The sequence below is a fragment of the Paenibacillus sp. FSL L8-0470 genome (assembly GCF_038008625.1).
Lineage (GTDB): Bacteria > Bacillota > Bacilli > Paenibacillales > Paenibacillaceae > Paenibacillus_AQ.
On the sequence record NZ_JBBOZM010000001.1, the window covers coordinates 5,755,108 to 5,767,382 of the forward strand.

General features: G+C 50.8%; 11 protein-coding genes. 2 read left to right on the plus strand and 9 right to left on the minus strand.

Translation table 11 applies throughout. The features are described 5' to 3' along the window. Positions 1 to 132 precede the first annotated feature (132 nt). Positions 133 to 405 carry a 30S ribosomal protein S20 gene (gene rpsT, locus NST99_RS26265; protein ID WP_038595494.1) on the plus strand — a complete coding sequence of 91 codons (273 nt, stop codon included), beginning with the start codon at positions 133 to 135 and terminating at the stop codon, positions 403 to 405. 180 nt (positions 406 to 585) lie between these two features. On the opposite strand, the gene holA is transcribed toward rpsT, so the two are convergent. The 5 genes from holA to NST99_RS26290 form a co-directional block, all read right to left on the minus strand. Continuing rightward, entirely contained in the window at positions 586 to 1,605 is a 1,020-nt protein-coding gene (gene holA / locus NST99_RS26270) for a DNA polymerase III subunit delta (protein ID WP_341095602.1), read from the minus strand. 328 nt (positions 1,606 to 1,933) lie between these two features. Then, on the minus strand, positions 1,934 to 3,175 hold the full coding sequence (locus NST99_RS26275) for a zf-HC2 domain-containing protein (RefSeq protein WP_341095604.1): 1,242 nt from the start codon (positions 3,173 to 3,175) through the stop codon (positions 1,934 to 1,936). After that, positions 3,172 to 3,723, minus strand: a complete 552-nt coding sequence (locus tag NST99_RS26280) for an RNA polymerase sigma factor (protein WP_038595503.1) — start codon at positions 3,721 to 3,723, stop codon at positions 3,172 to 3,174. The genes NST99_RS26275 and NST99_RS26280 overlap by 4 nt, the downstream gene beginning before the upstream one ends. Positions 3,724 to 4,010: 287 nt before the next feature. Next, on the minus strand, positions 4,011 to 4,244 hold the full coding sequence (locus tag NST99_RS26285; protein ID WP_341095605.1) for a hypothetical protein: 234 nt from the start codon (positions 4,242 to 4,244) through the stop codon (positions 4,011 to 4,013). 167 nt (positions 4,245 to 4,411) lie between these two features. Next, complete coding sequence (locus tag NST99_RS26290; RefSeq protein ID WP_038595505.1) at positions 4,412 to 5,053, minus strand: bifunctional 2-keto-4-hydroxyglutarate aldolase/2-keto-3-deoxy-6-phosphogluconate aldolase; 642 nt, start codon at positions 5,051 to 5,053, stop codon at positions 4,412 to 4,414. Positions 5,054 to 5,395: 342 nt separating this feature from the next. Between NST99_RS26290 and NST99_RS26295 the strand changes: the two genes are divergently transcribed. Continuing rightward, positions 5,396 to 6,349 (plus strand): sugar kinase, encoded by a 954-nt coding sequence (locus NST99_RS26295; RefSeq protein ID WP_341095607.1) that lies wholly within the window; start codon positions 5,396 to 5,398, stop codon positions 6,347 to 6,349. 131 nt (positions 6,350 to 6,480) lie between these two features. Here the strand turns inward: NST99_RS26295 and NST99_RS26300 are convergent, their stop codons facing one another. The 4 genes from NST99_RS26300 to NST99_RS26315 form a co-directional block, all read right to left on the minus strand. Next, positions 6,481 to 7,500: a LacI family DNA-binding transcriptional regulator gene (locus NST99_RS26300; RefSeq protein WP_341095608.1), complete on the minus strand. Its 1,020-nt coding sequence runs from the start codon at positions 7,498 to 7,500 to the stop codon at positions 6,481 to 6,483. A 161-nt stretch (positions 7,501 to 7,661) separates the two neighbouring features. After that, positions 7,662 to 8,837 carry a hypothetical protein gene (locus tag NST99_RS26305; protein ID WP_341095610.1) on the minus strand — a complete coding sequence of 392 codons (1,176 nt, stop codon included), beginning with the start codon at positions 8,835 to 8,837 and terminating at the stop codon, positions 7,662 to 7,664. Further along, a complete protein-coding gene (locus NST99_RS26310; RefSeq protein ID WP_341095611.1) occupies positions 8,834 to 9,370 on the minus strand; it encodes an RNA polymerase sigma factor in 537 nt (178 codons plus the stop codon). The genes NST99_RS26305 and NST99_RS26310 overlap by 4 nt, the downstream gene beginning before the upstream one ends. 128 nt (positions 9,371 to 9,498) lie before the next feature. Beyond that, positions 9,499 to 12,168, minus strand: coding sequence for a ComEC/Rec2 family competence protein (locus tag NST99_RS26315; protein ID WP_341095613.1), 2,670 nt, complete (start codon positions 12,166 to 12,168; stop codon positions 9,499 to 9,501). Positions 12,169 to 12,275: the final 107 nt, after the last annotated feature.

Genomic DNA, 12,275 nt, shown 5'->3' on the forward strand with positions numbered 1-12,275 from the left:
AATTCAAAATAGGTATCACATTTGAAGCTAATTCAAAAGCTTTTAGTGTTGCTTTTTGCTAACGGTCATGCTAAACTATTTTAAGTTGTGAATCATATGATGATTTCGAATGTCTTCCAGGAGGTGAATGCAATGCCAAATATCAAATCCGCGGTTAAACGTGTCAAGACGACCGAAAAACGCCGTGCACTGAACGCTTCCCAGAAGTCGGCGCTTCGTACAGCTGTGAAAACTGCTGATGTAGCACTGACAGGAACGGAAGTTGAAACTGCTCAAGCTGCTTTCCAAGCTGCTTCCAAAAAGCTGGACAAGGCCGTAAGTAAAGGTCTGGTTCATAAAAATGCGGCTGCCCGCAAAAAATCCCGCTTGGCGAAGAAATTGAACGCTCTTAAGGCAGAAGCCTAAGCCAAGGGCGACATTCATAATGAGCATTCTAAGAACCTGACCGCTATGCTGCATACGGTTAGGTTTTTTTGTGCCCATTTCCCCCTTTATAATAGTAGGAACTGCAAAAGCCTGCCCGGTGATATTACGCAACGGGGCAGGCTTTTTTGCAGTATGTTCTATGAATGGTCTTGTTCCGGTTCAAGCGCCCAGCTGCAGCATAAACATCTCCAGCCCAAGCACCTTGTCTATGGCTCCTGTCTTCATCTTGTAATCCAAATCGGCCAGGGTGCTCAGAATACTCCGCAGGCGCTGGCTTTCAAATTTACGGGCCTGCTCACCAGCCAGCTTGACGGCATAGGGATGCAGTCCAATTTGCGAAGCAATCTGCCCCTGTGAGTAGCTGAGGGCGGACAAATCCTTAACCTGCAGAATGATCCGGAACTGCCGGGCGATCAGCGCGGCAATCTTGATCGGTTCCTCGCGCTGCTTCAGCAGCTCGTAAAGTGTATTAAGCGCCTTGTCAAGGCGTAAGTTCGCTATATCCTCCACCAGGGTGAACACATTCTGCTCAGTGCCGCGGTGTACCAGACTCTCCACTGCTGCGGCATCCACGGTTCCGCCCTTACCTGCGAACAAGCACAGCTTGTCCATCTCTGCTGACAACCCCTGGAGCCCTGTCCCGGCACTGGCTACCAGCGCCTCCGCTGTTCCAGACGCTGCGCTGCAGCCACGCTCACGGAAGCCCTTCTCCACCCAGCGCAGCAGCTCTTCCGCACCCAGCGGATTGAAGGCCAGCACCGTGCCTGCGGCTTTGGCCGCTTTGACGATTTTTTTACGTTCATCCAGCTTGTCATTATTGACCATAAATACGATTACACTGAAATCAGCCGGCTGCTGCATATAATCGCTAAGCATTTCTACACGATGCTCAATCTTTGCGTTCTCTTTCCCCGCCGTGAACAGGGAAGCATCTCTCACCAGCAGCAGCTTCCGCTCCACCATAAACGGCACAGTCTCCGCTTCTTCTATAACGGCCTGCACAGGCGTCTCCGAGAGATCGAAGGGGATCACCGCAAAGTCACGGTCCTCTTTGGCAATCAGATGCTCCTCCAGAAAGGCCGCAAATTCATTCATCCGGAACTTCTCACTGCCGTACAAAACATACAGTGGTGAAATATTCCCCTGCTTGATGTCCTTGGCCGCCGTTTTGGCATCCATCCCGCCACTTCCTTTTCCATTGCATTCCTCAACGCTTAGTATGAATCCAATACATTTTTATATTTTAACAAAAAAGCAGCTATAAACATAGGCGTCTTTCTCTCTAGCCGTCCAAGTTTTTCTGCAGCATGACATGCAAAAACGGAGCAACTTCGGCAGCGTTGACCAAAGTTGCTCCGTTTCAGCGGCGCATCTATATAAACGACGGAAGGAAAAGCTCTAGAAACTTCCCTTCCGGCGGTCATACCGATGAAACTCGCAAATCCTGAAATTCCTGTCCTCTTACCATAGCATATTCCACTAGCTCTCAAAAAGTTCCACTCTGCAATTATTTATTGGACGTTGCCGCGTCCGGGGTAACAGCAGGTGAAGCTACCGGCGTAGAATCCGGTGATGCTGCGGATGATGCTGCCGATGAGGGAGAGACACCGGCTTCAGGAACTGTATATACATTGGCTACTTCAGCGCCGTTCTGCTCGGTCACATAGGAGAACTGCAGTCCGTCAGCCGACCAGTTACCGGAAACCCACGCTCCTTCCAGTGGAAGTGAGGTCAGGACCGTCCGTTCCTGCTCTGGCCCGTTTGAAGGAAGCTTATAAATTACCAGCTGCTGTTCGGCCAGTTCAGCTGTGTAGAGGCCATCGGGTGAGGTCCACGAAGCTTGGGCTTTGAGAGCAGAAAAGCCCATATTTCTATCTTCCCCCGCCCCGGGCTCATGAGAGGCATCCAGAGACTCCTGGCTGTCGGCTGCTGCCGGATCCCCGCCTTCGTCCAATCCTATCCCCTTCATATCGTTATTGCTGCTTTTGGAGTCCATATCCGCAGCTCCGGGTGCCGGAGTTGCTGTTCCGGTAGTGCCTTTCCTACTTGAAGACCGCTTATCTGATCCAGACTTTCTCGTCATGGCAGGAGCTTTATCCGTTGCTTTTGCGGTTGGAGGAGCAGAAGTCTCTGCCGGTGCGGTACTGCCGCCGGTATTCTGGCCCCCGTCAGCGGAAGTAGGATCTACCTTCTCGGAGTTCTTCACCTCTTGCTTGTTCTCACCCGGTGCAGCATCCTGAGCGGAACCCGAAGCATCCGAGGACATTATGCTCAAGGCCTCTTTGCTGGCGTTGTTCTCAGCTGTCTGTTGCAGCGATTGCTCCACATCCGCCGTCGGCATGCTGCCCGGCATATTAAACATAGCAATAAGCAGGATAACCGCTGCCGCAGCAGCTCCTATGCCTGTCCGCGCTGCCAGGGAAGCTCCCTTGGAAGCTTTGCCATGGGTGCTTTTGCGGGAAAAAGGCACGACCTTTGATTCTTCTTCAGGGCTTACCGCATCTGCGCTTTTCCCCTGGACGTTTAGGTCCAGTTGATCAAGCTGAGGCAGGATTGAGTCAACCAGACTGAATGGGGGTTTCACGTCCGGCAGCTGCTCCAGTTGCTGGGAGAGCAGCTGAAGCCGGTCAAAGACTTCCGCGCAGGAAGAACAATCATCAATATGACGGAACATTTCAATCATCTCGTCCTGACTGAGATCATGATCCAAATAGCGGTGCATCCATTCCATCACCTCCGCGCATTTCATCCTGATACACCACCTTTCTGGTACTCCTGAAGTCTATTCTGCAGCTGCTGCCTTGCCCGGAACAGGTAAGATTTCACTGTATTCAAAGGCAAATCTAAGCAGTCTGCTATCTCGTTGTAAGAAAAATCCTGCAAATACCGCAGTACAATCACGGTGCGGTGATGCTCAGGGAGTTGGTCAATCGCTTCGCGGATATCCTCCTGCAAATAGGCGGACATCACTTCGCGCTCCACATTATGTTTATTGTCCTGAAACACCATTTCGTGTTCATCAATTGAAACTGTAGGTTTTGTTCTTCTGAATTTGTCAATGCAAATGTTGGTAACGATCCGCTGAACCCATGTTTTGAACTGTGCCTTCTCTTCATATGAACCAATTTTGGTATACACTCTGATGAGTGCCTCCTGTGATGCATCCAGAGCGTCCTGTTCATTATGCAGAATATAGAAGGCTGTTTTATATACATGTCCCTCAATTTCTCGCAATAGGGTGATTAGAGCGTCGCGATCGCCCGCTTGAGCGGCTCTGATGAGTCCCTGCTCCACCACGAAGGTTCCCCCTCTCTATGCAATCTTACTGACGCGCAAGACTGCGGATTTGTTGCAAGCCTGTAATCATTATTTTTAGGGTACCAAACTTTGTTTATTACGTCTTTCCGGACGCTAGGGTTTCAGCCCTTAGTTTCACCGGAACGGTCTATAATCCTTACTAAGCATACAGGGGAAGCACTGAATCTTCAAATACTCTTTTATAGAAGTTCGTTACAAAATTGAAACTAAATAGCCCCACGGAGTGGGGCTGACAGCTAAATCTATGTATTTGGCAATCATTCATCCTATTTATACAAGACAGTTTGGCACAGCATTAAAATGGAATAGTTGTCTTTCTGCTCATCATCCACAATATAGATTTCACCGCCCACAAAAAGCTGCGGGTTGTTGTAGTTTCGCTCCAGCCTGTAAATCTGGCCCACCGTCACCTTGCAGCCATGCTTGCTACATTTAATACATATATACTGCGCGTCATCCTCAGTAGCTGGGCTTAGCAGCTTATTGTTATAGGCAGACATCCAACTCACTCCCGGCAAACTAAATTATAACGCCGCTTTCTACTCTACAGTTTATTGTTTTTGTCCCTGTTCTATACAATGAAGCTTTGAAAAGAACGGCAAAAGCCGTCCGGCCGGCAAGTACCCGGTCGAACGGCTTCTGTCTTGTAACATTTGGGATTCAAGGTTTATACGCCCTTGATCTCCTTGAACTTGGCTACATACTGGGCAGCCAGCTCAGTGATTTGATCATAGCGGCCATGCTTGGCGGGGGCGGTAAGGTTGCCGCCAATGCCTACAGCGATACAGCCGTTTGCAATCCATTTCTCCATATTGTTCAGATCCACGCCGCCTGTCGGCATGATGTTGACATGCGGCATCGGACCTTTGACCGCTTTGATATAATCCGGTCCAAAAGCGCTGCCCGGGAACAGCTTCAGAACATCCACACCCAGCTTGAGCGCTTCCTTCATTTCATTCAGCGTCAAGCAGCCTGGCATGTAGGGAATCCCATATAGATTACACATCTTCGCCGTTTCTTCTTCGAAGGAAGGGCTGACCACAAATTCCGAGCCTGCGAGAATAGCGATTCTTGCGGTAAGCGGGTCGAGCACCGTGCCTGCACCAATCACAGCACGGCCTCCAAAATCAGCTACCAGCCGTTTAATTGCCACATCGGCATCCGGTGTAGTAAAGGTTACCTCAATGTTGTTCAGTCCGCCTTCAATACAGGCGGCAGACATCCGATAAGCATCATCGGCATTGTCCGCACGGATAACGGCAACTACGCCAACGGATGTGATGTTTTGCAATACTTTTATTTTCTTCATCGGTTAACTCCCTTTCTTTATTCGAATATAGGATGTAAGAAATACTTCTTTAGATAAACTAATTTATCTAATTTACTAACATCAGCTCAAAACCTTATATGAAAATAGTAATAACAATGCTGTCTACAGTCAATATATATTTATGTGAATAACGAGTTAATTCTTAGCTTCAGTCACAAAATGCTTATAAATAAAGGATTTATGTTATATACAATATTAAATTCTCTATACAGGCTACGATGAAAGCGTAATAACTTATTGTACAAAACCGATTTATATGATAATTTCAAATTACAAATCATTATACAGGGCTTAGATCATTACCCTGAGGAGGAATTATCCATGAGCAAATCATTAAACGCAGTCACATTCGGGGAACCGATGGCGATGTTTTATGCCAATGAAGCCGGACCGCTGCATGAGGCCACTTCATTCTCCAAGGCGCTTGCCGGGGCAGAGAGCAATGTAGCGACCGGGTTGTCGCGCCTGGAACACAAGACCGGCTATGTCACCAAGCTTGGTGAAGACAACTTCGGCCAATTCATTGCCTTAGCGCTGGAGAAAGAGGGAATAGATACGGAGAGTATTACGTACACCAAGGAATTCCCGACAGGCATGCTGATCAAATCCAAGGTACTGACCGGTGATCCGAAGGTGGAGTATTTCCGCAAAAATTCCGCAGCCTCCAAGCTGAGTCTGGCCGACTTCAATGAAGAATATTTCACTTCCGCCGGTCACTTACATGTCACCAGCATCTCTTCTGCACTTTCAAAGACCTGTCATGAGTTCTCCCTGCATGCCATGGAATTTATGAAAAAGAACAGAAAAACCGTCTCTCTTGACCCTAATCTGCGCCCCACGTTATGGCCGGATAAGGAGACTATGGTTAGTACAATCAACGACTTGGCGACACGTTGTGACTGGTTCCTGCCTGGGCTTGGAGAAGGCAAGATTCTGACCGGACTGGACACACCGGAGGATATTGCCGGCTACTACCTGGATCGGGGCGTATCCCTGGTCGTGATCAAGCTGGGACCTGAAGGCGCATATTACAAAACCTCCGGCGGAGAAGAAGGTTATGTCGATGGCTTTAAGGTAGAAGAGGTTGTTGATACCGTAGGTGCCGGTGACGGCTTCGCTGTCGGCGTAATCAGCGCGCTGCTGGAGCAGCTGCCGGTAGGGGAAGCAGTGAAGCGGGGCAATGCCATCGGCGCTTTGGCTGTAATGTCGCCAGGTGATATGGACGGACTGCCAACACGGGACGGGCTGGAAAAGTTTATGAACGCTAACGTGTAATTAGGCAAATACTCACTGACTGTAAAATAACTGTATGAAAAGCCCTACACAGTTTTAAAGGGACTGTGTAGGGCTTTTCATTGTGAGGCTGAACAGATCAGATTGTGATTAACAGTGCTTTATAAACCGTTTTATTTAGCCGGTGCCTGAACGGACTGCCCCTGCTGGAGTGCGGGAGGAAACCGGTAGGTGATCGGAACGGAAGTATCCTCGTTCTCAATTAAAGACAGCATGATTTTGGCTGCCTGCATCCCCATCTCATAGGCCGGCTGCCGGATGGTCGTGATATCCGGGTTATAAATCCGTGCAAACTCGGCATCGTCAATGCCGATGACGGACAACCGGCCGGGAATGGCAATGGAGTGGCGGTTGGCGTACTTGAGAATTTCCCCAAGCACAAGGTCATTGGCTGCAAGCAGCGCTGTCGGCGGCTGCGGCAGAGCGAGCAGCGCATCCAGGGCCGAAGCGATTTCATCCCTTGGGACGCTGCGCATATACTGTTCGTTCAGCGCCAGCCCGGCATCCTCCATCGCCTTCCTGAAGCCGCTCATCCGTTCCCTGCGCGGCGTAATGGCATGCTCTCCAAGCGGCAGCGAGAGCAGGGCTATCGCCTCATGGCCATGCCGCACCAGCTCCTTGACTGCGGTCTTCACTGCCATTTCGTTATCCAGCAGCAGGCTTTGCGTAGTGACCCCTTCCACCAGCCGGTCCATAAATACGAGCGGGTAATGGGCTTCGATAAGCCGGGTATAGGCGGAAGGATTGTCTCCTGTCGGGAAGATGATGAGGCCGTCCACCTGGCGGGCCACTAGCGTCTCCACGTAAGTATTCTCCTTATCGGCATTTTCGTCGGCATTACAGATAATGACTTGTATCCCGTGGCGCTGCAGCTCATTCTCAATCGCCCTGATGCATTGAATCGACAGCGAATAATCTATATTGGCCACAATGACACCGACCATAAACGTGCGGTTCTGCTTCAGGCTGCGGGCCAGCCCGTTCGGCTGATAATTCAGCTCTTCAATGACGGCAGCAATCCGGTTTTTGGTAGCTTCGCTCATATATTTAAACCGTTTATTCAAAAATTGCGAGACCGTGCTTTTCGACACTCCCGCCTTTTGGGCAACATCCTCTATGGTCAGCTTCTTCATCTTTTCCGCTCCACTCTTTCTTATAAAAAATACTTGTATTCACGAACAGTCAGAGAGCAGCAGCAAAAAAGCCATACTTTCTGATATTATCAAAAAGTATAGCTTTTTTTTAGTAAATTATCTAGTAACCGATTGAGCAGATAGATGAAGAAGGTATATTTTTATCTCCAGGGATCTACATTTATCCCATATTCTTGTTCCCAATCAAATAACCATTGTTCTCCTATCGGCAAAGTGATTTCCGTTGACCGTTTCTCACCTTGCACTTCATAATGAGCGGTCAATATCAATCTCTCCTTTAGCGTATTGATGTTGCTATCCATAAAAGATATGTTAGTTTTGGCATCAGTAACTTGTTCATCCGTGCTGATGGTGCCTTCCAGAATCTGCACGTTGCCTGTTTTGATATCATAAAGCTTATTGTGGGCGGTATAACCTCCCTTTCCATCTTCAACATAATACAATAGCAGTACCTCTTCCTCCTGCGGGTTGACAGCGATAAAAGATTTGGACTCAGCAAATTCGTTTTTCAAAGTCAATAGTTCCCAAGGCTCTGCAGCCCTCCCGTCAGCCGCCTCTTTGACGTTAATTACAGACAGCTTGGCCTCGGATTGCAGCCCTGGTTCACCTACTGTGTATGTGCGGTTCACCATCAGGATATAGTCTCCGGCTCCATAGATTCCGGCCAGTTCATAATACGACTGCGCACCACCGGCGTAGAGCGGGAAAGTGTATATTCTTTGAGCTGTTGCAGCCGACAGCTCCGCGTGGCCTTTAGGCGTCAAATAGAGCGTGTACGGCTCCGTGTTGTGTGTATACTTCGGTTTAGTATAGTTCACCATTGGCGGTGGCGGTGACCAAATGATTCCCTGCGAGGTTTCGGCTGCGTAAGCCAGTGCTTTGTTACGGTCCATTGGCAGGGGCATGTAATACTTCTGGCCGCCAATTTCAAACTCTGCAGAGCCTATAGGCGGATTAAATCCCTGTGAAGCCGCTGATGGAGAAGCTGAAGCTACAGCTGATGGCGGCAATTCAGCAGTTGTGCTGCTGCTGAATAGAGAGGATACCTGATCTATGTATCTCCCCGCGCCCGATTCGCTGAACGGCCAAACCAAAACCCCGAGCAGCAGGATTGCAGCCAGTCCCGCCAGGCCAAGGCTTTTGCCGGAGCGGAAAATCCGCTTGCCCGCTGATTGATTATCTGCCGCCTGCTGTATCCGGGCCATCAGCTCCGGTGTGAATCCGTCGTCCTGAAAGGGAATGCGCCCGGCCTTGGCGTACCAGTCCTGTGCCCCGAACATGACATTTCCCTCTTTATCTGAGTGCTGACTTTTCACAGTTCTTCCTCCTTTATCGCCGCTCTTACTTTCTCTCTGGCCCGGGACAAGCGGGATTTGACCGTTCCCTCCGCTATACCAAGCATTCTGGACATTTCAGCAATCGACAGCCCCTGCTGGATATCAAGCACCAGGACCTCTCTGTGCTTATCAGGCAATTCCATAATAATCTCCCAAATCCGGCTGACATACTGGTTGCCCATTGCTTCCTTTTCCGCAGAACGCGCCTGGCCTGGAGTATGCTGCTCGCCCAGCGGAATGAACCTTCGCCAGAAGTTATTCCTTCTCCAGCTGAACGCCGTATTTCGGGTGATGGTCAGCAGCCAGGTCTTCAGCGTCGAGTGACCGCGATATTTGCCTATATTTCGATAGGCTTTCAAGAAGACCTCCTGACTGATATCATCCGCCTGCTCGCGGCTGCGTGTCAGAAAAAAAGCATAGTGCCAGACATCGGAGCCATAACTCTCCATCATTTCCCGCAGCGTCATTGACGGTGTACACGCCATTGTATAGGACAATTTCTCGCTGTGCATCTTTGTTATCACCTCTCGCCAATAAGACTCTCTAGCTCGCAAAGGGTTCCATCATTTTCCTCTGAAATTAATAATTTGCTGCTGCTTGCTTTTATCCCTTTATAAGCCCCCCCTTAAAGTCAGGAAAATCATCGTTTCTCCTTCTCCGGTGTTGGCTGTTCCTCCTGAGCTGCCCTAAGCTTATGGCGAACTGCAATCTCCTCCTGTTGCACCTTCAATTGAATTTCCCCATGCAAATCGGTCCGGTATACCGCAGTATTCGATTCCGCCAAACGTTCCAATACGTCGCCGTTCGGATGCCCGTACGAATTATTGACGCCTGCTGAAATCACAGCAAAAGCCGGCCTCCAAAATTCCAGCCATTCGGCTCCGGTCGCGGTCTTGCTTCCGTGGTGGGCAACCTTCAGTACATCGATCTTTGCACCACTGTCTAGTCCACTCTGTTCTGCTGCCAGAATTACCGCCTGCTCCGACGCTTTATCCATATCTCCGGTAAACAAAAAATTACGTCCGTTCATCTCCAGCCGAAACACCACCGATTCGTGGTTCTGGTCTTCCACTGCCGGAAGTACAGACTGCCCGTCAGTTTGCGGCGGCTCCGGCCACAGAAAAAACAGCTTCGTCTGATCATCCGGAGCCAGCGTCTGCCCCTGCTGCACAGCGTACAGCCGGGCCTTCTTCGTAATAGCGGTCCTCATGAGCTTCCGGTAAGGCTCACGCTCAGCCAGCGTGCCATTGAACAGCACAGCCGACACAGGCATTCCCTCCAGCACTGCCTGCAGTCCCCCGGCATGATCCTGATCACCATGCGTCAAAATAACGGCGTCCAGGCGGTGGATGCCGCGCTGCTTCAGCAACGGGAGCAATGTCTTCGCTCCAACCTCAAAGGGATCACGGCGGATGCGCCACTCCTCCTTGTTCCCAAAGCTCAGTGTCCCTCCTCCATCGACAAGAATATGCGCCCCTCCGGGGGTTGTAATCAGGATGCTGTCACCTTGCCCCACATCCAGATAACTGATGGCTCCCGCACCCTCAAGGCTCACTACATGGTAGCCCCTGTAGAGCAGCAGCACCAGCCCGGCAGCACATATCAGAACCGCAGATCCGGCCAGTCTAATTCCGCCCCGGGGCTGGAAGGATAACGCCAGGGCATCGCGTTCACGGCTTCTTCCTTTGCCTTTGCCGTTGCCTTCCGGGGCCAGTTCAGCCAGCGGCCTGGTTTCATCCTCCATGTATTGCGGAATCTCCCGTACCTGTGCCCCTGCCCGCTGTTTCAAGGCGTACAGCAGCCCGTACAGCAGGAGGTAATAGCCGCAAATCCACAGCAGTGAAGGTGAGCGCCAGATCAGCACCCCACCGGAGAAGCCGTTAACCCATTCCACCGCTCCAAAGGTGGCATTATTCAGCAGTTCGGCAGCATCTGCGACAACACCTGCACCAGCTTCCCAGAACCAGCCCAGCAGGAGAGCCAATGTTCCCAGCGGCAGTACCAAAAAAGTGATGAAGGGCACCAGCACCAGATTTGCAGCAAAGGACAGCAGCGAAAACTGGTTAAAGTAATAAATCGTCAGGGGAAAGGAAACCAGCTGGGCGATCAGGGTTACCGATATGGAACTTCCCAGCCAGCCCGGCAGACGCTTCATCAAAGGATTTGCAAGCGGCACATAGACCATCAAACCTGCCGTCACCAGAAATGACAGCTGAAAGCTGACACTCATCAGCAAATACGGATTCCAGACCAGCATAATAAGTGCCGCAGCGGCTAGAATATTCAGACCGTCCTTGAGCATCCCAAGCCGCGCGGCAAGAAGCGCGATCATGCCCATCAGTCCCGCCCGTACAATTGACGGCCCTGCCCCGGATAACAACACATATACCGGAACCAGAAGTAGTGTAACAGTCAGCGCCGTTTCTCTTGTTACCCGGCAATGCCTGAGGATAAATAAAAGCACGGCGACATACACCGCCACATGCATGCCTGATATCGCCAGAATATGGGTCAATCCCAGCTGTGAGAACTGCCGGAAGGTCTCCGGGTCCAGGTCGTCCTGGATCCCGATCACCAGCCCTTTCATATATCCCGAATGCCGGTCCTGGAACAAGCGGTCCATTTCAGCCCCAAGCACAATACGCGCCGCATCATTCCAGCGCAGCAGGGTTGAAGCTCCCCAAGACTCTGGAGGCGTAGCCTCCACGCTTCCGCCCCCGCTTCCTTTCAGGAGCCAGTGGATTCTTTGGGTATGCAGATAAGCACGGTAATCGAAGCCTCCAAAATTACGCGCCTCCCCCGGCAGTACCAGTTCACCCGTCAGCACCACCCGGTCTCCTCTTGCCCAATTGGCGGCCACGGCAATTTCCGCTTCAGCTTGGAGTTTGATCTGAACGGCGACAAGTTCCCCCTTCACCTGTGCTGCAGTCTGCCCTGCTGCATTGCTCCGTATCTGTGACAGCTTCAGCGTAAAATCCACCCGGTCCCCGTCCCGTTCCACAGGAGACACAATCATGCCTTCGGCTTCCACATTACTCTCCTGCTGCTCTGCCGGTTGCGAGGCAAGCACTTCTGGCAGCTGACTGACATTGCGGCCTTCATTCCACTCCCAATACAGGGCGGCGACAGCAAGTGATATTGCGAATACTGCAAGCTGCTTCCAGCCCAATCTCCCACAGGCTGCATAGATCGCGAGCAGCAGCAGACAGCCTGCCCACAGAATCAGCAGCTTGTAGCCCGAGAACAAGCAGGCTGCAGCACTTCCTGTGATCCAGCAGACTGTAAACCCTAACAACGGCCTTCCCTTCATTTATTCCCCTCCTTCTGAAATAACCGGACAACAAAAAGAACCCCAATATACGCGTACATCCGCGCATACAGAGGTTCTTCCCCTTTACTCATTTAATTTCGCATGGA